Annotated in this window: 19 protein-coding genes; 9 read left to right on the top strand and 10 right to left on the bottom strand. The window is 69.4% G+C overall.

The window, feature by feature from the left end; translation table 11 throughout:
- Positions 1-93: 93 nt before the first annotated feature.
- From ACPEH2_RS05135 to ACPEH2_RS05145, 3 genes are all read left to right on the top strand, one after another.
- Positions 94-1,035, top strand: coding sequence for a cytochrome c oxidase assembly protein (locus tag ACPEH2_RS05135; protein ID WP_359920160.1), 942 nt, complete (start codon positions 94-96; stop codon positions 1,033-1,035).
- The gene (locus ACPEH2_RS05140) at positions 1,032-2,462 is read left to right on the top strand and encodes a peptidoglycan DD-metalloendopeptidase family protein (protein ID WP_423718358.1); all 1,431 of its coding nucleotides are present in this window, start codon (positions 1,032-1,034) and stop codon (positions 2,460-2,462) included. The genes ACPEH2_RS05135 and ACPEH2_RS05140 overlap by 4 nt, the downstream gene beginning before the upstream one ends.
- Positions 2,463-2,750: 288 nt before the next feature.
- Complete coding sequence (locus tag ACPEH2_RS05145; protein ID WP_359920166.1) at positions 2,751-3,395, top strand: DsbA family protein; 645 nt, start codon at positions 2,751-2,753, stop codon at positions 3,393-3,395.
- Positions 3,396-4,104: 709 nt separating this feature from the next.
- Here ACPEH2_RS05145 and ACPEH2_RS05150 read toward each other — a convergent pair.
- The 6 genes from ACPEH2_RS05150 to ACPEH2_RS05175 form a co-directional block, all read right to left on the bottom strand.
- The gene (locus tag ACPEH2_RS05150) at positions 4,105-4,701 is read right to left on the bottom strand and encodes a hypothetical protein (RefSeq protein ID WP_423718360.1); all 597 of its coding nucleotides are present in this window, start codon (positions 4,699-4,701) and stop codon (positions 4,105-4,107) included.
- Positions 4,698-5,990, bottom strand: coding sequence for a DUF7224 domain-containing protein (locus tag ACPEH2_RS05155; RefSeq protein WP_423718361.1), 1,293 nt, complete (start codon positions 5,988-5,990; stop codon positions 4,698-4,700). Before ACPEH2_RS05155 ends, ACPEH2_RS05150 begins: the two co-directional genes overlap by 4 nt.
- Complete coding sequence (locus tag ACPEH2_RS05160; RefSeq protein ID WP_423718362.1) at positions 5,990-6,736, bottom strand: ATP-binding cassette domain-containing protein; 747 nt, start codon at positions 6,734-6,736, stop codon at positions 5,990-5,992. The genes ACPEH2_RS05155 and ACPEH2_RS05160 overlap by 1 nt, the downstream gene beginning before the upstream one ends.
- Positions 6,737-6,761: 25 nt before the next feature.
- The gene (locus ACPEH2_RS05165) at positions 6,762-7,202 is read right to left on the bottom strand and encodes a hypothetical protein (RefSeq protein WP_423718363.1); all 441 of its coding nucleotides are present in this window, start codon (positions 7,200-7,202) and stop codon (positions 6,762-6,764) included.
- 277 nt (positions 7,203-7,479) lie between these two features.
- Complete coding sequence (locus ACPEH2_RS05170) at positions 7,480-8,094, bottom strand: YesL family protein (RefSeq protein ID WP_217529584.1); 615 nt, start codon at positions 8,092-8,094, stop codon at positions 7,480-7,482.
- A 3-nt stretch (positions 8,095-8,097) separates the two neighbouring features.
- Positions 8,098-9,075 (bottom strand): LacI family DNA-binding transcriptional regulator, encoded by a 978-nt coding sequence (locus ACPEH2_RS05175; RefSeq protein WP_217529578.1) that lies wholly within the window; start codon positions 9,073-9,075, stop codon positions 8,098-8,100.
- Between the two features lie 178 nt (positions 9,076-9,253).
- On the opposite strand from ACPEH2_RS05175, the gene ACPEH2_RS05180 reads away from it, so the two are divergent.
- Genes ACPEH2_RS05180 through ACPEH2_RS05190 form a run of 3 tightly spaced genes read left to right on the top strand, consistent with a single transcriptional unit; the run spans position 9,254 to position 16,031 of the window.
- Positions 9,254-11,263 (top strand): beta-galactosidase, encoded by a 2,010-nt coding sequence (locus ACPEH2_RS05180; protein ID WP_423718364.1) that lies wholly within the window; start codon positions 9,254-9,256, stop codon positions 11,261-11,263.
- On the top strand, positions 11,260-13,536 hold the full coding sequence (yicI, locus tag ACPEH2_RS05185) for an alpha-xylosidase (protein WP_423718365.1): 2,277 nt from the start codon (positions 11,260-11,262) through the stop codon (positions 13,534-13,536). Before ACPEH2_RS05180 ends, yicI begins: the two co-directional genes overlap by 4 nt.
- Positions 13,533-16,031 carry a glycoside hydrolase family 3 C-terminal domain-containing protein gene (locus ACPEH2_RS05190; protein WP_423718366.1) on the top strand — a complete coding sequence of 833 codons (2,499 nt, stop codon included), beginning with the start codon at positions 13,533-13,535 and terminating at the stop codon, positions 16,029-16,031. Before yicI ends, ACPEH2_RS05190 begins: the two co-directional genes overlap by 4 nt.
- Here ACPEH2_RS05190 and ACPEH2_RS05195 read toward each other — a convergent pair.
- Genes ACPEH2_RS05195 through ACPEH2_RS05210 form a run of 4 tightly spaced genes read right to left on the bottom strand, consistent with a single transcriptional unit; the run spans position 16,021 to position 21,509 of the window.
- Positions 16,021-18,318 (bottom strand): glycoside hydrolase family 3 N-terminal domain-containing protein, encoded by a 2,298-nt coding sequence (locus tag ACPEH2_RS05195; protein WP_423718368.1) that lies wholly within the window; start codon positions 18,316-18,318, stop codon positions 16,021-16,023. The genes ACPEH2_RS05190 and ACPEH2_RS05195 overlap by 11 nt on opposite strands.
- 1 nt (position 18,319) lies before the next feature.
- Complete coding sequence (locus tag ACPEH2_RS05200) at positions 18,320-19,195, bottom strand: carbohydrate ABC transporter permease (RefSeq protein WP_423718460.1); 876 nt, start codon at positions 19,193-19,195, stop codon at positions 18,320-18,322.
- Positions 19,196-19,203: 8 nt separating this feature from the next.
- Entirely contained in the window at positions 19,204-20,217 is a 1,014-nt protein-coding gene (locus ACPEH2_RS05205; RefSeq protein WP_253035736.1) for a carbohydrate ABC transporter permease, read from the bottom strand.
- Between the two features lie 2 nt (positions 20,218-20,219).
- Positions 20,220-21,509 (bottom strand): ABC transporter substrate-binding protein, encoded by a 1,290-nt coding sequence (locus ACPEH2_RS05210; RefSeq protein WP_423718369.1) that lies wholly within the window; start codon positions 21,507-21,509, stop codon positions 20,220-20,222.
- A 151-nt stretch (positions 21,510-21,660) separates the two neighbouring features.
- Between ACPEH2_RS05210 and ACPEH2_RS05215 the strand changes: the two genes are divergently transcribed.
- From ACPEH2_RS05215 to ACPEH2_RS05225, 3 genes are read left to right on the top strand one after another with little or no spacing between them, the layout of a single operon-like run.
- A complete protein-coding gene (locus tag ACPEH2_RS05215) occupies positions 21,661-22,683 on the top strand; it encodes a LacI family DNA-binding transcriptional regulator (RefSeq protein ID WP_423718371.1) in 1,023 nt (340 codons plus the stop codon).
- A gap of 9 nt (positions 22,684-22,692) precedes the next feature.
- Positions 22,693-23,376 carry a GTP pyrophosphokinase gene (locus ACPEH2_RS05220; RefSeq protein WP_423718372.1) on the top strand — a complete coding sequence of 228 codons (684 nt, stop codon included), beginning with the start codon at positions 22,693-22,695 and terminating at the stop codon, positions 23,374-23,376.
- A 5-nt stretch (positions 23,377-23,381) separates the two neighbouring features.
- A complete protein-coding gene (locus ACPEH2_RS05225) occupies positions 23,382-23,861 on the top strand; it encodes a glutaminase (RefSeq protein ID WP_217529545.1) in 480 nt (159 codons plus the stop codon).
- Positions 23,862-23,890: the final 29 nt, after the last annotated feature.

Below are 23,890 nucleotides of genomic sequence, written 5' to 3' on the forward strand. Positions count from 1 at the left end.
ATCACGCGAACACCCCAGCGGCACGGCACCGCCGCAGCACGCCCCACCGAGGAGGACAACGAAGCAGTGGCTGCCGGGGTGGGGGGCCATGCGGTGAGCGCTTGGATCCCCGACGCGCCGCCTTCGTTCCTCGCGTTTCTCACTCCCTATCCGCAGCCGTTTCCGGTGCTTCCGGTCGTCGCGATCGTGCTTGCGGCCGCGTACGTGGCAGGAGTGGTCCGATTGCGGCAGCAGCGGAGACGCTGGTCGGTGGCGCGCGCGGGGTCGTTCCTGCTGGGATGTGTGATCCTGTTTGTCGTCACCGGTCTGGGTGTCGAGAACTACAGCTACGCACTGTTCTCCGTTTCGATGTTCCAGCAGCTGACCTTGATGTTCACCATCCCGCCGCTGCTGATCCTGGGGTCTCCCGGAACGTTGCTTCTGCGCTCGACACCACACCACGGCCTGGGCCTCATCCTCCTTCGACTGGCGCATGCGGGCCTGCGCAGCAGAGCCGCTCGATGGGCGCTGAGCCCCGCCGTCGCGGTGCCCCTACACCTGTTGGCGTTCTACGGGTTGTACCTCGCCAAACTTGCCGACCCGATCCTCACCGTGCCCGGCGGACATCAGCTCCTCGATGTCGCATTTTTGACGGTCGGGGTCCTGTTCACGGTACCGATTCTTTCCAACGATCCGCTGCCCTCGCGGATGTCCTACCCGGGCAGGGCTCTCGATCTGTTTGCCGAGGCGGCGCTCCACGCGTTCTTCGGGGTGTTTCTCATGATGAGCACCACCCTCCTGGTCGACCGCTTCGCCGCTCCGCCCGCCGCGTGGGGCATTGAACCTCTCGATGATCAGTGGCTGGCAGGTGCACTTGCATGGTCCTACGGCGAAGGTCCCACGCTTCTCATGCTGATCTACGTCGTGCATCGGTGGTTCCGCGACGACACACGACGCGCCGTCGAAGCCGACCGGCACGCTGACGCGTACGGGCACGCCGACCTCGACGCGTACAACGAATACCTCACCGCCCTCGCCCGAAAGGACGCCCAATGAGACGCCGCAACCCGGAGGGACCCCTGCATGTGCCTGACGTTGACTGCGGGTGCGCCCCCACAGCCGACGAGCTGCGATCGCTCCGCACTATTTCCCGCCGTGGCGTCGTCGGCTTGGCCGCGATAGGAGTCGTGGTCGGATCGGTGGGGCTGGGCGTAGCGGTACCGGCGTTCGCGGCGAAGTATCCCACGTGGGACGACGTGGAGAAAGCGCGTGCCAATCAGGCCGCAAAGAGCACTGAGATTGCCCGTATCGAAGGCCTCATCCGCGGCCTCGAACGCGACGTCGACGCGAAACAAGCCGAGGCGGAACGGCTCGGGCAGGAGTATCTGCTCGCTCTTGAAGCGTTCGAGGATGCCGTCGACCGGGCGCAGACCCTCCAGGACCAGGCCGACGCCGAGACTGCTCGTGCTCGTGAAGCAGCGGCGAAGCTCGGCGACCTCGCCGCGTTGCAGTACCGCAACGGGAAAAGTGATCCTACCCTCGAACTGTTCTTCTCGGGATCCGGGGCGGATGCCGACGATCTACTGGCCCGTCTCGGCGCCGTCGACAAGCTCATCGACGCGAATCGTGACGTGTACGCGGACGCCGTTGGCGCACGTAACAGCGCCCAGAGCCTCACCGACCAGGCCAAGGTCGCGCGCGATGAGCGAGACCGTCTGAAGCTGCAAGCTGAGGAGCGCATGGACGCGGCGCGACAGGCCGCGCAGGCCGCGCAGGCAGCACTCCTCGCGCAGAATGAGCACCGCCTCACCCTCGAAGCGCAGCTCTCGGCGCTGCAAGACACCACCGCCGAAACCACTGCCGGATATCGGGCAGGTGTGGAGGCCGAGCGCAAGCGCCGTGAAGAAGCACAGCGGAAAGCCAGAGAGCAAGCCGCCCAGCGGGCACGCGAGGAAGAACGCCGCCGGCTCGAGGAAGAAGAGCGCCGCCGCCAACAAGCCGCAGCAGGCGGAGGCAACCAGGGAAGACCCAGTGGCGGTAGCTCAGCCGGTGGGCGTCCCGCTCCCTCCGGGTGGGTGCGGCCGGCGCACGGAGGAGTGACATCTCCCTTCGGGTCGCGCGGCACAATCTGCAGTAACGGGTACTGCACATCCAGCGGCCACCGCGGACTCGACTTCTCCGCAGGCTGCGGCGCACCGCTATACGCCGCAGCAGCAGGAACGGTCATCTTTGCCGGATGGAGCGGGTCTTGGGGCAACTACGTCAAGATTCAACACCGCGACGGCAGCATCACCGCCTACGCGCATATCCTCAACGGTGGATACAACGTCAGCTACGGGCAGACGGTGCGCGCCGGGCAGGTCATCGCCTATGCCGGCACCACCGGAGCCTCCACTGGATGCCACCTCCACTTCGAGGTATACATCGGCGGGGTGCGGGTCGACCCAGCAGCCTTCCTCCGAGCACGCGGAGTCGAACTCTGACAATGCAACCCTCGACATCGACAGTCTTACGGAGGCTCCGACGCTCAGCGTCAATTCCCCTCCTCATCAACTACCTCGCCAAACCGGCGACGGTAGGCGGGGCGCACTCCCTCGTCGCTCCGCGGCAGCTGCGTGATGGTGCCACGACGCTGCCAGTTTGGGCAGACCCACACCCCCGATGGGTCTGCCCAAACCCCTACCCGACGCCCGAATGTCAGGCGCAAATACACGCATACGCCGCCAGAAAGATCAGGAGTTCCCTTGAAACCTGCAGCAAGAGCCACCATCGTGACGATCGCCGTGGTCGTCGTCCTCGTCGCACTCGTCGCCGCGATCGCGTTCATCAACCGCCCGGAAGCGCCCACACCCCCGGAGGCCACCGACGGGGCACTCCCCGGAGCTCGTGCCAATTCCCATGTCCTCGATGACGCCGGGCCAGACGCGCCAACCCTGGTCGAGTTCCTCGACTTCGAATGCGAGGCGTGCGGAGCGTTCTACCCGGTCATAGAACAGCTTCGTGAGGAGTACGCCGGGGACATCAACTTCGTGGTCCGGTACTTCCCTCTTCCAGGGCACTTCAACTCGATGAACGCCGCTCTCGCGGCAGAAGCGGCTGCTCAACAAGACGAGTTCGAAGCCATGCACAGCCGCCTCTTCGAAACCCAAGCTGAATGGGGGGAACTCCGCGAATCACGCGCCGCCCTGTTCCGCAGCTACGCCGAAGACCTCGGCCTCGACATGGATGCTTATGACGCAGCGGTCGCGGACCCGGCAACGCAGGAGCGGGTAGAAGAGGATTTCAACGATGGGCAGTACCTCAACGTCACCGGCACACCCACCTTTCTCCTCAACGGCGAGAAGCTAGAACTTGAGCAACTCTCCGACCTCACCGACGCGCTCGACCAAGCAACAGGTCGCGCACCGCAGCAATGACGGATTTCTGACGATGCCTCTATGACGCCAGTACGAGGGTTCCTCAAACTGCGTGCACTCGACGGTCGACTGACCGTCGAGGAACGGGCGTTTTTCGTCGAGAGTTACCTACAGTGCGAGAAGATTGCCTGCAATCTGATCGTCGATGCATGCGCAGAGGTTGCCGTCATCCTGAGCCGTCATACCGGCGCAGACCGAGCCGCCCTAAGGGGAGCTCTGCGACAAAGTCTCGCCGAATGCGAAGGCTGCAGGCTAATCAGCCTGGAGTTGCTCAACCGCCTTTAGACAGCGCGCCACTCGGCCCATCGTCGATGGGTCCCAGAACGGTTCCCTCACCGTAGACGATGGTGCCGTCGTCGAGATACGAGGACAACACAACGGGAGCCTGCACGTCGAGCCCGGCGCGCTGGTGCGAGTCGCCCCTGGCGGCAAACTTGCCGGGTCGATCAACGTCGGGGGCACAATCGAGAACGCCGGAACACGTGGAGGCTCCGTAATGCAGTACGGCCGCGGCAGCATCCGCGACCTACCAGGCTCAAGCGTCAAAGAACCCGACAGCACTAGTTACGGCGCTCAGGTCTACCGGTGGTGAGCGACACGACATCCGCTCTTTCCCCCTTCTCATTTGCGCCGATAATCAGCCTTATGTCGACGCGGAAGTCGGAGCTCCTCGCGAGAGTCGCGTGTAACTCCGCGACCCGTACCTTGTTCACCCGGTAGGTGACGATGCTCGTGATGGTGTCGTTCCAAAGACAACAGCCGCTGCGATGGCCGCGGCTGCCGCGACCCAGAGGTCGATCGCGCCGCCCTCCAGGGCGGGCCATGCCCAGGGTTGGATGACACCGCGGATCCGGCCGAAGATGGTGGACAGCACAACGTAGGCAACCGGAACGAGCGGCGCATGTCGCAGGCCGACCCACGCCTGCGCCAGGAGTAGGAGGGCTGCATAACCTAGTGCGTTCCTGGCACCGGACAGGTCATACGCACGCTCGAGCAGGTGCAGCGCTACCCAGTGTCCGGCGGCGTAGAGCCCAACGGCGCCGATGGTTGTCGCTGCGAGGAGGGCTCTATGAGGCCGAGTGGCAACCCCTGACGTAGGCGTAACGCTGTCAGCGGTGAGGTACCCGCACAGGACGACGCCGATCAGCGGGGTAACAACTGTGTAGGGCATCTGCCCGAACGCCGTGTTCGAATCGATGATCGGAATAACGAACGTCTGGCCCATCAGGAGCGCAGATGCCACGCCGAGCACGACCATCGCCGGTGCGAGCCACTGGGCTCGCAGGGTTCGAAGAAGCCAGATCATGGGGCCGGGACGGGAGGCAAGGGCAGGTCGCAGTCGCCAAGAGCTCTAACGGTGTCGTTGATCCAGGCCGCACGGCTTCCCCCCTCCTCATCGAGCAGCGCCGCCGCGGCCGCGGCCGCTTCGGGCTCACGCGCATCCAGCGAGTCGGCATCCCCTGTGGCGAGCACGAACATCGCCGCTACGGCGACATCGCTGGCGAAAAGTGCCGGTGTCGGATCGATATCGTCACGTGGGCATATGTCGCCCTCTTGACGCTGAGGGGTGATCGAGGTCATCAGAGAGTTGACGGTCGTTGCGGCGTCGAAGTCGCGTCGGTAGACCAACGAGACCGTCGATTCGGATTCCGTCAGGAGAGACGCTGTCACGCGATGGGGGACCGCGACCCCCTCCACATCAAGCCGGTCCAGGGCGGTGGCAATCACGACGGGTGCGTTCTGGGTCGCTGGGTTCCACAGTTGCTCGGGGTAGAGGCACACCTCTGAGACGCCTTCTTCAGTGCACACGAGGTCCTCTCCCGTGCGCGGGGGCGAGGGGTATGGGCCGAGGTCGCGGGCGAGCAACAGTGAAGCGGGGGCGACGATGGCGATGAGGGAGACGGCCATCGCAGCGCGCAAGGACACCGAGCGCCTGGTCTCCGTCTTCGTGAGCAGTATCGCGAATGCGGCGATTCCTGCCGCGGAGAAGAGAACTACGGTCGCGGGCGCCTGCCATGGGAGTTCTGCGTAAACGGCGCAGCAACCTGACAGCGCGAGACCGGAAAGGTATCGCAGCGGCGTAAAACTGACCGACCAGGTGAAGCCAAGCCACACGTAGGAGATGAGTACAGCGGCCGGGATACCGAGGAAGGTTGGGAGAACCGACCCCAGCCAGTACCCAAGAGTCGCGTGGAAAAAGATCATGACCATCCACGCGAAGATGATCTCGACAGGGACGCGGCCTGGCGAGCCCCATGAGCCGGTCGCCGCAATGACCACCCCGATCACCTGGAGCAGCGAGCCGAGGGCAATACTCGGCCAGAGCGCGGCCCACGCAACCGCGAGAGGCGGTCGTGAGGGGGCGAGCCTCGTGATCTGTCCGCGTCGGAGACGGTTTGCACTGAGCGCGGCGCCGAGCGCGGCGAAGGTGCACGAGAAGACGGTGAAGGCGGTGGCGGAGCTGATCACCCCCACCCAGTAGCCGCTCGTGTCAGCCCGAACGCCTTGTGAAAGTCCGAACAGGACCGTGAGGACGATTCCGGGAATGAGGAGGAGCAGGGCGGGGTGGGAGGAGAGGGGGAAGGCGGTCCGCATCATTCCGCCGTGCCGACTCGCTGCTCGTAGGCGATCTGCATGCGCTCGGAGCCACTCAGACCCGCGGGAGAATCACCGATGAAGGCGTCAGGTGTGCCGTCGAACTTCACCGTTCCCGCTGCCAAGACCACGACCTTCGAGAACGTGCCGATCGCCTCGTCAGTGTCATGCGAGGACACTACGATCGTTCGGCTCTCGGCCAGGTCAGCGGTGATGGTCCGGAACTGACGTCGTTGCGCTGGGTCGAGGTTGGCGGTCGGTTCGTCTAGGAGAAGCACCTGGGCGTCGTGAACCAGCGCGCCAGCGATGCCGAGACGCCGCGTCTGCCCTCCAGACAACGTCTTGGCGGCCTCGTTCGCTTTCGGCTCTAGTCCAACGAGGGCGAGTGATCGCAGCGACGACGACCACGCAGCTGCTTTCGTCATCCCCTTAAACCATCCCGCCAGCGCAACATGTTCGCGGACTGTCACACCCGGGTAGGTCTTCATGGATTGCGGCAGCCACGCGACGGCCTCTCTATAGCGCCGGCGATCTTTCGAACGGGGGCCTGGTCCCCCCACGCCGTCGATAGCGATTGACCCGTCCGTCGGCGGACGAAGTGAGGCGAGAATCTCGAGCATCGTTGATTTGCCGGCCCCGTTTGGGCCGAGCAAGAGTGACGAGCCCAGGGGAAACTCAACGCTGACATCGTGCAACGCGATGCGCCTGCCGTACCGATGGTGGATGTTGGATGCGATCAACGGCATGAAGGGACCCTACCCGGGCCGAAACTCAGTACGTCGCCTTGGCGGTGCCGTTCAGGTAGTGAAGGCTCCAGTTGCCGTTGATGGCCCCGAACTCCCAGTAGAAGGAGCTGTCCCTCAGGGTGTAGTTCTTGCTGCTCTTGTACCAGGTTGACGACCCGCAAACTCCGTTGATGGTCCGATAGTCGCCGACAGTGGCATCCGGGAGAGCGCCCCATTGATCAACCAGCTTCACCTCGATGCTGGTCACCTTCCCCCCGTTCGTCTTGGTGCAGTTCGACCACTTGATGACTGTGTTCGCACTGTCCTTCTGATTGTCGACCCAGCTGTACGAGTTGAACCCCGGGTTCGCATCCGTAAAGTCGCGAGTTCTGGACCCCTCCGCGTATGCCGGCGACACGGCCAAAGCCCCCACGACCGCAACGGCAGCTCCCCACCCCAGAAGCTTCGCAGCACGCTTGATTGACATACTTCCCCCTATTTCGATCTGGTGGAGCAAACCGCCCCGGGCTGAACATAGCGCAACTCGCCGCACCTCGGCATGCGGATGGGGGCCCGCTGTCTGCGTACTCGTCTTCGGTTGCGAGAACCGGAATCAGCCTGTTGCGGTTCGCCCTGAATCGCGCAGCAAATGGGGATCAAATCTGCAACGATGACGTGCCAGCGAAGAGGACCTTCTGGCGAGGCCGATAATCTGCGTTATGTCATCTTGGGGCGCTGTCGATGCGCCGACATCGCATGACGTCTCAGGCGGCGGTGCCGGAGCGGCGCCGGTGGATGCTGCGGAACAGGAACGCGCAGCCGTAGGCGCCGACGGAGAAACCGATCGTCGCGACGAGGAAGATCGTCGGCGGGAAGACGATCACGAGGCACAGCACGGTGACCGGGATGACGAGCAGCACGAGGGTGCGCAGGGGCTCCGCCGCGGGCAGCAGGAGCGCGTTCTTGAGCGTCTGACGGAACGGCGCCCGGTACGAGGCGACGAGCGCCATCGCGTGCAGGAACGCGGCGACCGCGTAGGCCGCGGCCGCGAAACCGAGTACCGCGAGACCCGTGAACAGCGGCTCGGGCGAGGACAGCCAGAACACGCCGCTGAAGGCCAGCGCGACGGCGGCCGACAGCAGGATGAGGGTGAGCCCGGTCGCGGCGAGGAAGTTCCGGCCGAAGGCGGGGAGGAAGTCGCGCACCGGCCTTCCGCTCTCCTCGTCCGAGTAGCGTCGGGTCACCTCGAACAGCGCGCTGGTGGCCGCGCCGATCGTCACGATCGGGACGCAGCACACGAGGAACAGGATGTTGAGGGCGACGAACTCGAGGAAACTCGTCAGGCCCTGGACCGCGCGGTTCTCCGGATCGATCCGCATCCGTCAGCCGGTCGCATCGGCGAAACGCGGGGCGATCAGTTCCGCCCCCGGTCCGCGGGTGCCGCCGATGGCGTCGAGCAACGCCCGGGCGCCCCGCGCGCCGAGGGTCTCGGCCGGCAGGTCGATGACGTCCGAGACGCCCGGCACGTGCAGGGCGAGTTCGGCGGGGCTCAGCGCGAGGATCTCGACAGGGCCCGTGTCCCCCGCTCCCATGAGGCGGGCGGCGATGAAGGGGAGGGCCGCCTCGTTGTGGACGAACAGCGCCGTCGTGTCGGGGGACTCCGCGAGCACGGCGTCGACGACCTCGGTCGCACCCGGCCCCGACGGGCAGGGCAGGGCGCGCGCGGTGAGGCCGGCCGCCTCGCTCGCGGCGAGGAACCCGCGCATGAGGCGGTCGGAGTACGACGTGTGCCGGGCCTGCACCTGCGGCGGGGCGCCGAGCAGGGCGACGGACTGATGGCCGCGCTCGGCGAGCCGCTGAGCGGCCAGTCGGCCGGCGGCCTCGAAGTCGAAGTCGACGCAGACGAGGTCGTCGGCAGCATCCGGCAGTCCGATGAGCACGGCCGGGATGCTGAGCTCGGCCAGCGCACCGACGCGCGGGTCGCTCGTCTCGACGTCGAGGATGAGGACGCCGTCGACCATGCCCGCCCGCGCGGCGCGTTCCACCCCCGCGGCGTCGTCGCTGGTCAGCAGGAGGATGTCGTGGTGATGCGCGCGTGCCTCTTTGAGGGCGCCGGCGACGATCTGCATGACGACGTGCACGTCGACGCCCGCGCGGATCGGCGCCTGCAGACCGAGGACGCTCGTGGAGCGCGAGGCGAGCGATCGGGCGCTGGCCTGCGGGCTGTAGGAGAGGTCGGCCATCGCCCGCTCGACGCGCTCGCGCGTCTCCTGCGAGATCGTCCGTTTGCCGCTCATCACGTAGGACACCGTCGAGATCGAGACCCCCGCGGCCTGCGCCACGTCCGCGATCGTGGTCATGAACACTCCTTCTCCGCGGGGTCTGCTCCGACACCCGGGTGGATCGAGCGTATCTGCTCGTCATGAGCCGGGAACGCCGCCCGCCGGACCGATGGACACGGTCCTGATCGCTAGTATAGGTTGGAATCGTTGAAGCGCTTCGACACCGTCGTCCATATCGCTGAAAGGCCCCTCGGTCATGACCCCTGTTGCCGCCGCGGCCTTCGCCGAACTGACGGCCGAGCGCGGCATCCTCTTCGGTGGCGACTACAACCCCGAGCAGTGGCCGCGCGAGGTCTGGCGCGAGGACGTCGAGCTCATGCAGCAGGCGGGGGTGAACCTCGTCACGGTGGGCGTGTTCAGCTGGGCCGAGATCGAGCCGACCCCCAGCTCCCGGCAGTTCGGCTGGCTTGACGAGGTGCTCGACCTGCTCGACGCCGGCGGCATCGCCGTGGACCTCGCAACCCCCACGGCCTCGCCGCCGCCGTGGCTGGGCGTGCGGCATCCCGAGACCCTTCCGGTCGACCGCGACGGTGTGCGACTCGTGGCCGGGTCCCGCAATCAGTTCGCGCCGTCCTCGCGGGTGTACCGCGACGCTGCGCGGGCGATCACGGCCGACCTCGCGGCGCGGTACGCGCAGCATCCCGCCGTCCGGATGTGGCACGTCGGAAACGAGTACGGCCAGATCGACCACGGCGACGAGGCGGCCCGGGCGTTCCGCGCGTGGCTGCTGCGCCGGTACGGGTCGATCGAGGGGATCAACGAGGCGTGGGGCACCGCCTTCTGGGCCCAGCGCTACGCCGACGTGTCCGAGATCCTGCCGCCACGGCGCGCGCCGTACCTCATCAACCCGACGCAGTCGCTGGACTTCCGGCGGTTCACCTCCGACGAGCTGCGCGACTGCTACCGCGAGCTGCGCGACACGATCCGCGAGGCCGGCGCGACGCAGCCCATCACCACCAACTTCATGGGGCCGTTCGCGCACGTCGATTACTGGTCGTGGGCCGACGACGTCGACGTCGTGAGCGACGACCAGTACCCCGACCCCGCCGATCCCGACAGTCCCGCCGACATCGCCTTCGCGCAGGACCTCATGCGCGGTCTCGGCGGCGGCCGGCCGTGGCTGCTCATGGAGCAGGCGATCAGCGCCGTGCAGTGGCGGCCGCACAACCTCCCGAAGACGCCCGCGCGGGCGCGGCTGGATTCGCTGCAGGCCGTCGCGCGCGGTGCCGACGGCGTCTGCTTCTTTCAGTGGCGCCAGTCGACCGCCGGCGCCGAGCGGTTCCACTCGGCGATGCTGCCCCACGCGGGCGCCGACACCGAGGTGTTCGCGGGCGTCCGCCGCCAGGGGAGCGACCTGCACCGGTTGCGGCCCGTCGTCGGCGGGCGCGTCCCGGCCCGTACGGCGCTCCTGTTCGACTGGTCCTCGTGGTGGGCCTCCGACGAACCCGCCCGCCCGACGACCCGGTTCGACGGCCTCGACCAGGTGCGTCGCTGGTACCGCGCGCTGTGGCGGCGCGACGTGCCCGTCGACGTGGTGCGCTTCGACGCGGACCTCACCGGCTACGACGTCGTCGTCCTGCCGCACGGCTACGTCCTGCGCCCCGCCGACGCCGCGCGCCTCGCGGAGGCCGCGGCCGCCGGTGCGCAGGTCGTGATCGGACCGTTCAGCGGCGTCGCCGACGAGCGCGGCCACATCCTGACGGGCCGCTCGCCCGCGCTCCTGCGCGACCTCATCGGCGCGAGCGGCGAGGAGTGGGTCGCCCTCCCCGACGCGGGGCTCGCCCTCGCCTCGGCGGACGGGCGGCACCCGGCATCCGTCGCCTCGGTCCTCGCCGAGAAGCTCCGCTCGGACGGGGCCGAGACGGTCGTGGCCTTCGCCGAGGGAGACCTCGCCGGGCGGCCGGTCGTGACACGCCAGGGCGGCGCGTGGTACGTCGGCGCGGTCGTCGACGACGCGCTGCTCGACGGGATCGTCGGCGACGTCCTCGAGGCGGCCGGGGTCGCCGGTGCGCTCGCCGAGCCCGTGCCCGGAGTCGAGGCGGTGCGCCGCGGCGACGCGCTGTTCCTGCTGAACCGCTCCCTCGAGGATGCGACGATCCCGCTCCCGGGCGCGTGGATCGACCTGTTGACGGATGACGAGATGGACGAGCACGTGACGGTCCCGAGGGGGGACGCGCGGGTCGTGACGGAAAGGCGAAGGACATGAAGTTCACCGACGGCTACTGGCTCATGCGGCCCGGAGTGACCGGGCTGTACGCGAGCACGGTGGACGATGTCCGTGCCGACGCCGAGGCGGGGAGTCTCACGGTCTACGCGCCCACCGCGCAGATCCGCCACCGCGGCGACACGCTCAACCGCCCGCTGATCACGACGACGTTCACGGCGCCGGCGCCCGGGGCGATCCGGGTGCGGGTGCAGCGGCACGCGGGCGCCGCGCACCGCGGGCCCGACTTCGCGCTGACGGCGCAGGAGGGGTACCTGCCGACGGTCTCCGTCGACGACGCCGAGGCGGTGCTGGATGCCGGTGACCTCCGCGTCCGCGTCTCGCGCGAGGGGGCGTGGCGGGTGGCGTTCGAGCAGGGCGACCGCGTCCTCACGACATCGCTGCCCCGGTCGATCGGACACATGAGCGGTCCCGACGGCGCCTTCGTGCACCAGCAGCTGTCGATCGAGCCCGGCGAGCGCGTCTACGGCTTCGGCGAGCGGTTCGGCGCGTTCACGAAGAACGGGCAGTCCATCGACACGTGGAACGCCGACGGCGGCACCTCGAGCGAGCAGGCCTACAAGTCGGTGCCGTTCTACCTGACGAGCCGCGGCTACGGCGTCTTCGTCGACAGCCCTGACGCGGTGTCGTTCGAGGTGGGGTCCGAGATCAACTCGCGCGTCCAGTTCTCCGTCCCCGGCGAGACGCTCGACTACTACGTGATCGCCGGCCCCGAGCCGAAGGATGTGCTCCGCCGGTACACGGCGCTCACCGGTCGGCCCGCGCGTGTACCCGCCTGGTCTTTCGGCCTGTGGCTGACGACGTCGTTCACGGCCGCCTACGACGAGGCGAGCGTCACCGAGTTCGTCGACGGCATGCGGGAGCGCGAGCTGCCGCTGTCGGTCTTCCACTTCGACTGCTTCTGGATGCGGGAGTTCCAGTGGACCGACTTCACGTGGGATCCGCGCATGTTCCCCGACCCCGACGGTCAGCTCGCGCGGCTGCGGGAGCGGGGGCTCAAGGTATCGCTGTGGATCAACCCGTACATCGCGCAGCGCTCCGCACTGTTCGCCGAGGCGGCCGAGAAGGGCTACCTGCTCAAGACCACGGACGGCGGCGTCTGGCAGTGGGACATGTGGCAGGCCGGCATGGCGATCGTCGACTTCACCAACCCCGAGGCATCCGCGTGGTTCGGCGAACACCTGCGCCGGCTCGTCCGGCAGGGGGCGGACAGCTTCAAGACCGACTTCGGCGAGCGGATCCCCACCGAGGGCGTCGTGTGGCACGACGGCTCCGACCCGCAGCGCATGCACAACTACTATCCGCAGCTCTACAACGCGCTGGTGTTCCGCGTGCTCGAAGAGGAGCGCGGCGTCGGCGAAGCGGTGCTCTACGCGCGCTCGGCGACGGCCGGCGGGCAGCAGTTCCCGGTGCACTGGGGCGGCGACAACGACTCGACCCTCCTGTCGATGGCCGAGACGCTGCGCGGCGGCCTCTCGCTCGCGATGAGCGGGTTCGGCTACTGGAGTCACGACATCGGCGGGTTCGAGGGCACGCCGGATGCCGGTGTCTTCAAGCGCTGGCTGGCGTTCGGTCTGCTCTCGTCGCACTCGCGACTGCACGGATCGGGGACGGTCCGCGTGCCGTGGGCGTTCGACGAGGAGGCGGTCGAGGTCACGCGCCTGTTCACGCGCCTGAAACTGCGCCTGATGCCGTACCTCGCGCGGGTCGCGGAGGAGGCGCACACCGACGGCATCCCGATGATGCGTCCGCTCGTGCTCGAATTCCCGGACGACCGCACGACGCACGACGCCGACGTGCAGTACCTGCTCGGTGACGCCCTGATGGTGGCGCCGGTGTTCGGCGAGGACGGTGACGTCGAGTACTACCTGCCCGACGGGCGATGGACCTCGCTCCTGACCGGCGATGTCGCGGAGGGGCGGCGCTGGCACGCCGAGCGCCACGGGTACGACTCCGTCCCGCTGCGGGTGCGGCCCGGCACGGTGCTGCCGTGGGGTGCTCGCGAGGACCGACCCGACTACGACTGGGCCGACGGGGTCACCCTGCGCTGCTTCGAGCTGCCCGACGGGTACGACGCCGAGACGATCGTGCCGGGCTTCGACGGCGCGCCCGCGACCGTGTTCCGCGTGCGCCGCGAGGGCGGTCGCATCACCGCCGAGTCGAGCGATGCGCGTGCGCCGTGGAGCCTGCAGGTCGGCGACCGCACGGCGTCGGCGACCGGTGCCGGCAGCGTCAGCGTGGAGGCGGCGGGGTGAGCGCCGAGGCCTTCCGCCGCGTCGACCTGCCCCTCGCCGAGCGGGCGCGCGACCTGCTCGACCGGCTGACCCCTGAGGAGCGCCTCGCGATGCTGCACCAGGCGATGCCGGCGGTCGACCGTCTCGGCATCCGTCCCTTCCACACCGGCTGCGAGGCCCTGCACGGGCTGGCCTGGGTCGGGGTCGCGACGGTGTTCCCGCAGCCGGTGGGCCTCGCCGCGACCTGGGACCCCGACCTGATCGAGCGGATCGGCGACCTCGTCGCGACCGAGGTCCGCGCGAAGCGCGCGTCGGGCGCCGACGTCGACCTGAACGTCTGGGCCCCCGTCGTCAACACGCTCCGCCACCCGGCGTGGGGGCGCAACGAGGAGGGGTACTCCGAGGACCCTCACCTCACCGGTCAGCTGGGTGCGGCGTACAGCCGCGGGCTGCGCGGCGACCACCCGCGCGTGTGGAAGACGGTGCCCTCGCTCAAGCACTTCCTCGCCTACAGCAACGAGACCGACCGGTCGGCGACGTCGTCGGAGATGTCGCTGCGCACCCTCCACGAAGAAGAGCTGCCCGCGTTCCGCCCGGCGATCGAGCAGAAGGTCGCGGGCAGCATGATGCTCGCGTACAACCGGGTGAACGGGGTGCCGGCGCACACGCAGCCTGAGCTCGTCGCCGAGGCGCGCCGCTGGAGCGACGAGTCGATCGCGGTCGTGTCGGATGCCGGTGCCCCCACCTTCCTCGTGACCATCCAGCGCGCGCAGCCCGACAAGGTGCACGGCGCCGCGGCGCTCGTGACGAGCGGGATGGACTCGTTCACCGACGACGGCCCCGACGCCGGCCCCACCCTCGAGGCCGTCCGCGGGGCGCTCGCGGCGGGGCTGCTGACCGAGGCGGATGTGGATGCCGCGGTGCTGCGTCTGCTCGAGATGCGGGTGCGGACCGGCGAGTTCGACGGCGACGACGATCCGTACGCCGGGATCGCCCCGGACGAGATCGACATCGCGGAGGCCCGCGAGCTCGCCCGGGTCGCCGCGGCGCGCCAGGTCGTGCTGCTGCGCAACGACGCCGGCATCCTTCCGCTCACGCCGCCCTCGTCGGTCGCGGTCGTCGGACCGCTGGCCGATCTCGTGCTCACCGACTGGTACTCGGGCACGCCGCCCTACGAGGTCGGGATCGCCCAGGGGGTGCGCGACCGGTACCCCGACGCGCACGTCGAGGCGGTCACGGGAGCCGACACCGTCGCCCTGCGCGCCCCCTCCGGCTACGTCGCCGCGACGGCCGACGGCGCGTTCGTCGACGCCGTCACCGCGACCCGCACCGACACGACGCTGTTCGACGTGACCGACTGGAGCGACGGCGTGCTCACGCTGCGGTCGCACGCGAGCGGCCGGCTGCTCACCGGCGCCGGCTGGCCGATGCGCGCCGACGCGACGCGCGTCGGCGGCTGGGTCGTGCAGGAGAGCTTCCGCCGTCACGTCCACGAGGACGGCACGTGGTCGCTCCTGCACCTCGGCTCGGGCCGGTGGGTCCGGGTCGTCCGCGACATCGGGCAGCTCGCCGCCGAGGCGGTCACCCTCGACGAGGCCGCGCGCTTCGAGGTCGAGACGGTCGTCTCGGGCCGCGACGAGGTGGCCCGCGCAGCCGCGGCGGCTGACGTCGTGATCGTCGCCGTCGGCAACGATCCGCACCTGTCGGGGCGCGAGACCGTCGACCGGCCGCACCTGTCGCTGCCGACCGCTGCCACGGATCTCTGGCGCACCGCGCGCGACGCGAACCCGCGCAGCATCCTCACGATCGTCTCGAGCTTCCCCTACGTGCTCGCGGACGCCGCCGACGCCGAGACGGTCGTGTGGTCGAGCCACGCCGGCCAGGAGCTCGGGCACGGTCTGCTCGACGTGCTGAGCGGCGACCGCGAACCGACCGGCCGCCTCGCCCAGTCGTGGCCCGCGCACCCCGCGCAGGCCGGCGACCTGTTCGACTACGACACGCAGCGACAGCAGGCGACCTACCGCCATCAGCCCGATCCCTACGCCTTCGCGTTCGGCCACGGGCTGGGCTACGGCGAGGTCGCCTACACGGCGGTGACGGTGGATGCCGCCCAGGTCGCCGCGCCGGCGCCCGGCCACCGGCATCCCGCCCTCGACCCACGGGTCGACGAGAGCGTCGTCGTCGCGACCGTGACGGTCGCGAACACGTCGGCACGGGCCGTCGAGGAGCTCGTGCAGGTCTACGCGGTCGCGCCCGAGCTGCCCATCGCCGCTCCCCGCCGCCTGCTGCTCGGGTACGCCCGCGTGCGGGTGCAGCCCGGCACCACCCGCACGGTGCAGGTCCCCTTCGCCGTCGAGCGCCTCGCGGTCTGGGACGACACGATCCGGATCGACGGGGCGCCCGAGGGCTGGCTGCACGAGGGCGCGCTGCGGGTGCAGCCGGGGGCGTACCGCATCGCCGCCGGCTGCTCGGCCGACCGGCTCGCGGTCGAGGCGGCCCTCGTCGTCACCGACTGACGACGGCGCCCTCGAGGACGGATGCCGTCGCCAGCCGCGCGTCGTCCGGTCCGATGACGTACGCCTCACCCGTGAACTCGACCGAGGCCGTCGCTTCGCGGTCGGCGCTGGAGGGCCCGACCCACAGGTCGACGCGTCCCGGCTCGACCGCGCGCACCGCGTCGCGGCCGGCGTAGGCGAGGCGGGCGGGCGGCACGCGGAACTCGACGGTCGCCGCCTCGCCCGGGCCCAGCGGCACGCGCTGGTAGGCGAGCAGCTGCGCCGACGGTCGTGTCGTCGTGCCCACGACGTCGTGACCGTACAGCTGCACGACGTCGGTCGCCGGGGCCTCGCCGGTGTTGCGCACCGTGACCGTCGCGGTGAGCCCGTCGCCGGTGGCGGCCTGCGGCGCGACACGCAGGTCCTCGTACGCGAACGTCGTGTAGGTCAGTCCGAACCCGAACGGCCGCACCGGGGTGGGGTCGGCGCTCGTGATGTCGCTGCGTCCGCCGAGGCGCGGGTGCAGGTAGGTGAACGGCTGCGCACCGGCCGAGCGGGGGAGCGAGACGGGCAGGCGGCCCGACGGGGTGACCCGACCCGAGACGATCCCCGCGAGGGCGTCCGCGCCCTCTTCGCCCGGGAAGAAGGACTGCACGATCGCCGCCGGCGCGGCGGCGCCGTCGAGCGCCCATCCGATCGCGTACGGCCGCCCCGAGAGGACGAGCACGACGACGGGGGTGCCCGACGCGACGACCTCCTCCACCAGGCGCCGCTGGACACCCGGCAGCTCGAGGTCGTCGACGTCGTTGCCCTCGCCCACGGTGCCGCGGCCGAACAGGCCGGCGCGGTCGCCGACCACGACGATCGCCAGGTCGGACCGGGATGCCGCGGCCACGGCATCCGCGATCCCCGCCGCGTCCTCGCCCTCGACGTCGCACCCGCGCACCGACTCGATCCGCGCCGCCGGGTACTCGGCGCGCAGCGCGTCGAGGACGGTCGGGATCTCGATGCCCGCGGGTGTGCCGGGGTGGTGGGCGAGCACGTGGTTCACGAACGAGTAGCAGCCCATGAGCGCCTCGGACGAGTCGGCGTTCGGGCCGAGGACGGCGATGCGCGCCGGCGCTGCCGCGGGCAGCGTGCCGTCGTTCGAGAGCAGGACGGCGGACTCGGCGGCGAGGCGCCGCGCGAGCTCGCGGTGGCGCGGCCCGTCGAGGTCGACGCTCGCGGGAGGCTCGGCGAAGTCCGCGTCGAGCAGCCCCAGGCGCTCCTTCTGCGCGAGGACCCTCAGGACGGCATCGTCGAGGACGCCCTCGTCGAGCGCCCCCGAGCGGATGCGGTCGCGCAGGGGACCGGCGAACGCGTCGAGCGTCGGCAGCTCGACGTCGATCCCGGCGCGCAGGGCGAGCTCCGCCGCTTCGCCCAGGTCGGCGGCGACACCGTGCGTGGAGTGGAGGAACGCGACTGAGAAGTAGTCCGCGACGACCGGCCCCTCGAACCCGAGGCGTCCGCGGAGGACCTCGCTCAGGTAGTACGGGCTCGCGCCGACCGGAGCGCCGTCGATCTCGGCGTAGCTGTTCATGACCGATCGCGCGCCGCCGTCGCGGAGGGCCATCTCGAACGGCGGCAGGAAGACGTCGGCGAGCTCGCGGGGTCCCGCGTGGACCGGCGCATGGTTGCGACCGGACTGCGAGCCGGAGTATCCGACGAAGTGCTTCAGCGTGGCATCCACCCCCGTCGACTGCAGACCGCGGACGTAGGCCGTCCCGATCGTCCCGACGAGGTACGGGTCCTCGCCGATGCACTCGTCGACGCGCCCCCAACGGGGATCGCGGATGACGTCGAGGACGGGAGCGAGCCCCTGATGGATGCCGAGCTCGCGCATCGACTCGCCGATCGCGACGGCCATCTCGGCCACGAGGTCGGGGTCGAACGAGGCGCCCCACGCGAGCGGGGTCGGATACGTCGCCGCCTGCCACGCCGCGAGGCCCGTCAGGCACTCCTCGTGGACGATCGCGGGGATACCGAGGCGCGTCTCGGTCTGCAGGCGGCGCTGCTCGCCCCACAGCCACGCCGCCCGCTCGACCGGGTCGACCGGGCGTGTGCCGTAGACCCGGGTGAGGTGGCCGAGGCCGTGGGTCGTGGCATCCGCGTACTTCGTCGTCGTGACCATCTCGTCGGCCAGGGGAGCGACGACCTCGCCGCCCTGGTCGACCCAGTAGCCGACGAGCTGCGCCGTCTTCTCCTCGAGCGTCATCTGCGCGAGCAGGTCGCGTACGCGCGCCGAAGCGCGCACCGTCGTGTCCGTCATGTCAGCCCTTCACGGCTCCGGTGAGGCCGCCGACGATGCGCCGCTCGAACAGGCTGAAGAACAGCAGTGCGGGGAGCATCGACAGCGAGGTGAACGCCAGCACGCGCGCCGTGTCGACGGAGTACTGCGACGAGAACGCCTGCACGCCCAGTGGGAGCGTGAACGACGCCTCGTTGTTGAGGATGAACAGCGGCAGCAGGTACGCGTTCCAACTGCCGATGAAGGCGAGGATGCCGACGGTGATGACACCGGGCACCGCGAGCGGCAGCACCATCCGCCAGAAGAACCCGAGTCGGCTGCAGCCGTCGATCGACGCCGCCTCCTGGATCTCGTCGGGGATCGCCCGCAGGAACGGCACCAGGATGATGATCGTCGTCGGCAGCGCGAACGCGATCTGCGGGAGGATGATGCCCGGCAGCGAGTTCATGAGCCCGAGCGAGCGGATCACGATGTAGAGCGGCGTGATCGCGACGGTGATGGGGAACATGAGCCCCGACGCGAACAGCGCGTAGAGCGCGCCGCGGCCGCGGAAGTTGTAGCGGGCGATGACGTAGCTCGCGGCGAGGCCGAGGGCGACGGCGCCGACGGTGGTGGCGAGCGCCACCATGGTCGAGTTCCCGACCTGCCCCCAGAACTGGCCGCTCGTGATCACCCCGACGTAGTTGTCGACGTTCCACGGATCGGGGAAGCCCGCCGGGTCGACCGTGATCGCCGAGTTCGACCGGAACCCGCCCAGGATGATGTAGATCACCGGCCCGAGCATGAGGGCGATGACGACGAGGGCGACGAAGTAGACGACCGGCGAGCCCCACGGCAGCGCCTTCTTGGGTGCACGGCGCGGGCGGGTGTCGACGGGCGGAGCCGTGACGAGGGTCATGGTGGCGCTCACTGCACGCCCCTCTCTGTGATCGCCCCGGCCGTGTCGCGGCGGAGCACGAAGCGCTGGTAGAACAGCGCGACGATGAGCGAGATGACGAAGATCACGACGGCGACGGCGTTGCCGTAGCCGAAGTTCCCGGCGTTGCGACCGGTGACGACCATGTAGATCGCCATCGTGTTGGTGCCGGCGACCGACGAGACGTACTGACCCCAGATGATGTACACGAGGTCGAACAGCTGCAGCGCGCCGATGATCGACAGGAACGCCCAGATGCGCAGGGTCGGAGCCAGCAGGGGCAGCGCGATGCGGCGCTGGATCTGCCAGTACGACGCGCCGTCGATCGCGGCGGCCTCGTAGAGCTCCTCGGGGATGCCTTGCAGGCCCGCGAGGAAGAGGATGACGGCGAAGCCGACGTACTTCCACGTGAGGATCGCCATGAGGGTCCAGATGGCGATCGCCGGGTCGGCGAGCCAGTCCTGCGCGAGTCCGCCGAGGCCGAGCTTCTCGAGCATCCCGTTGGCGGCGCCGCCCGTCGAAAGCAGCAGGCTGAACCCGGTGCCGACGACCACCTCGGCGATGACGTACGGCACGAAGATGAGGACGCGGATGACGGACTGCCCCCGCATCTTGCGGTTGAGCAGCAGTGCCAGCAGGATCGCGATCGGTCCCTGCAAGACGATCGACATGACGACGATGAAAGCGTTGTGCAGCAGGGCGCTCTGGAAGTTCGGGTCGCTGAAGATCGTGATGTAGTTCTTCAGCCCGACGAACTCGGTGGCCGGCCCGAACCCGGACCAGCGGAAGAAGCCGTAGTACGCGGCCATCAGCACCGGCAGGATCACGAACCCGACGAAGAAGACGACGGCGGGCCCGGCGAGCAGGAGCACCTCGAGGCGCCCCGACCAGCCGAGGCCCCGCCGGCGGCGGGACCGCGGCCGTGCCGGGGGCGACGAGTCGCCGCCCCCGGCGTGCGCCGCGAGAGCAGGGGTGTCCGAGACGGACATCTCGCGAACGGTCATGCTCAGCCCTGTGCGCCTGCGGCGTTGACGGCGGCGATGAACTTCTCGGGGTCGCTGCCTCCCGCGAGCAGGTCGACGACCGCGACGTTCAGCGCGTTGCCGACGTTCTGGCCGAGGACCGTGTCGAGCCACTGCGAAACGAACGGTGCGTTGTTGTACGCCTCGAGGATCTGCTGCAGGTACGGCTCCTCCACCGCCTCCTGCGCGACCGAGTTGACCGGCGGCGACTGGAAGGCCTCGTAGTACTTCGTCTGCTGCTCGGAGCCTGCGATGAAGTTGAGGAAGTCGGCGCACTCCTTGGGTGCCTGCGCGGCGCACGAGTAGCCGTCGACACCGCCCATCATGGAGCCCGGCTCGCCGTCACCGCCCGAGATCTCGGGGAAGGGGAACCAGGCGAGGTCGGGGAGCGGCTTCTCGTCGGGGGTGAGGGACGCGATCACGCCCGGGTCCCACGCGCCCATGAGTTCCATCGCGGCCTTGCGGTTGGCGATGAGGCCCGCCGAGCTGCCGGCGCCCTGCTGGGCGGCGGTCGTCAGGAAGCCCTCGTTGAACGGCTGGATGGCGGCGAAGTCCGTGAGGTCCTGAGCCGCGCGCGTCCAGCACTCGTCGCTGAAGTCCTTGGAGTCGCCGGTCTCCTCGATCACCTGGGGGCTGCACTCACGAAGGGCGAAGAAGTAGTACCAGTGAGCGGCGGGCCAGGCATCCTTCGCGCCGAGGGCGATCGGGGCGATCCCGGTGCCCTTCAGGTCCTCGACCGCGGCCTTCAAGTCGTCGATCGTGCTCGGGTTCTCCGCAATGCCGGCCGCGTCGAAGGCGTCCTGGCTGTAGAAGAAGCCGCCGGGGAGGACGGAGAGGGGCATGGCCCACACCTTGTCCTGGTAGGTCTCGGCGGCGAACGAACCCTCCGACACCTCGCTGCGGACGTCGTCCGAGATCAGGTCGGTGAGGTCCATCAGCTGGCCCGCGTTCACCATCGCGGTCATCTTGCCGCCGCCGCGCTGCAGGAAGATGTCGGGCGGGTCGCCGGCGTTGAGCGCGGTCTGGAGCTTGCCGTCCATGTCCTCGTTCTGGACGGACTGCATCGTGATCGTGACGCCCTCGTTCTCGGCCTCGAAAGCTTCGATCGCGTCCTTCCAGAACTGCTGACCGGGGCCGGTGGTCGAGTTCTGCCACAGCGTCATCTCGACGTCACCGCCGCCGCTGCCGCCGCCATTGCCTGCCGAACATGCGCTGAGCGCGAGGGTCGCCGCCGCGAAGGCCGCGAGTCCCACTGCGAACCGTCTGGTCCTCATGTGATCACCAATCTCCTCATTGAGTGCACGCTCGGTCGTCGAGGTGCGGGTGGTCCCGGCGGTGCGTGCCGGGCTTGCTCCAGTGTCGGAATTGTTGTGGTCGGCGTCAAACGTTTTCGAAAATGTTTTCCATGGGGCTACGCTTCGAGGCATGCGCAGGCGCACCACCATCCACGATGTCGCCGCGGCGGCCGGTGTGTCGGTCGCCACGGTCTCGAAAGCCGTCAACGGTCGCTACGGTGTCGCGCCGGCGACGGTGCAGCGCGTGCTGGGTGCCGTCGAGGAGCTCGGCTACGAGTCGAGCCTCGTCGCGAGCAGCATGCGCGCACGTCGGACGGGGGTCGTCGGGGTGCTCGTCGCGGACTTCGAGCCCTTCTCGGCCGAGGTGCTGAAGGGCGTCGGGGCGGCGCTGCGCGATTCGCGTCTGGACCTGCTCGCCTACAGCGGGTCGCGCCAGGTGTCGAGTCAGGGCTGGGAGCGGCGTTCGCTCAGCCGGCTGAGCGGCACGCTCGTCGACGGCGTGATCATGGTGACGCCGACCGTCGTGAACGTGACCGCCGAGGTGCCGGTCGTGGCGATCGACCCGCACACGGGGCCGGCGGATCTGCCCACCGTCGAGTCCGACAGCTTCGCCGGCGCCCGTCACGCGGTCGCCTACCTGATCTCGCTCGGGCACCGGCGCATCGGATTCGTCGCGGGCCGACCGGACCTGCGCTCGTCGATGCTGCGGGAGGGCGGGTACCGCCGCGCGCTGGAGGACGCCCGCATCCCCTTCGACCCGAGCCTCGTCGGGGTCGGAGAGTACGTCGAGGACATCTCCCGCGAAGCCGCGACCCGGCTGCTGCGCCGCGCCGACCGGCCGACGGCAGTGTTCGCCGCGAACGACGTCTCGGCGTTGACCGTCATCCGCGTCGCGCACGAGCACGGGCTGTCGGTGCCGGGCGATCTGTCGGTCGTCGGGTTCGACGACGTGCCCGACGCGTCGCAGTCCGACCCGGCGCTCACGACGGTCCGTCAGCCGATGCAGCGCCTCGGCGCCGAGGCCGTGACGATGCTGCTCGAGCTGATGGGCGGGGCGACCCCGGCCGCGACGCACCTGCGGCTGCCGACGGCGCTCGTGACGAGGGCGACGACGGCGCCGCCCTCACAGCACGCTCAGAGTGGTTCCCGATAGCGTCGCACCATGTCCACTCCGCTCGACGAGCAGCAGATCACGGTGTCGGCGTCCTCCCTCCGGGCGATGCGCGACGAGTTCCAGCGGTTCCTCATGGAGTACCGGTTCGGGCTGCAGGAGATCGAGACGAAGATCTCGATCCTCCGCGAGGAGTTCCACGAGATGCACGACTACAACCCGATCGAGCACGTCTCGAGCCGGGTGAAGTCGCCCGACAGCATCGTCGAGAAGATCCAGCGCCGCGGCATCGAGCCCGACTTCGACTCGGTGCGCGCGCACATCACCGACATCGCCGGCATCCGCATCACCTGCAGCTTCGTCAGCGACGTGTACCGGCTGTTCGACCTGCTCACGGCGCAGGACGACATCACGGTGCGCGAGGTCGAGGACTACATCGCGACACCCAAGGGCAACGGGTACAAGAGCCTGCACACGATCATCGAGGTGCCCGTCTACCTCTCGACGGGGCGGGTCGACGTGCCGGTCGAGGTGCAGTTCCGCACGATCGCGATGGACTTCTGGGCGAGCCTCGAGCACAAGATCTACTACAAGTACGAGCGGCAGGTGCCCGAGCACCTGCTGGGCCAGCTGAAGGACGCCGCCGACGCCGCCGCCGAACTCGACGCGCGCATGGCGCGGCTGCATCAGCAGATCCGCGGCGGCGCCGCGGTCGCGCCGACCCGCCTCGTCTGACGACGGTGACGGATGCCTCGACGACCACGGTCGGTCTGCTCGACGCGGCGCGCGCCCGGCTCGCCGGCTCCCCGCGGGAGCGACTGGGGGACTGGGCGGCGAACCGCCGCATCCTCGGCATCGGTCGCGCGCCTCGCATCCTCCCGGTCACCGAGGCGTGGCACGTCGGGGTCCTGCTGATCGGCGACGATCGGGTGTTCGCCACGGGAGAGGTCCTGCGCGCTCGGCACGACGCCGTCCGCGGGTACACGGCCGAAGCGCAGCGGGCACGCTCCGAGCGAGCCGCGGCGGCTTTCCGCGGCGGTTTCGCCGAGGGTGAGGTGCTGCACCTCGGCTGGACCGAGATGGATGCCGCAGCCGTCGACCGCGGCGAGAGCTCCGGCATCCTGTCCCTCGTGGACGGCGTGCCGCACGTCGCGTGGAGCACGACGGGGCCGCCGCGGCCCCTCGCGGCGTACCTCGACGACATGCTGTCGCTGCGCTGACCTGTCAAGGGCCGGAGGGTGGAAACCTC

It is taken from the genome of Microbacterium sp. NPDC064942 (assembly GCF_049545525.1).
GTDB lineage: Bacteria > Actinomycetota > Actinomycetes > Actinomycetales > Microbacteriaceae > Microbacterium > Microbacterium gawkjiense.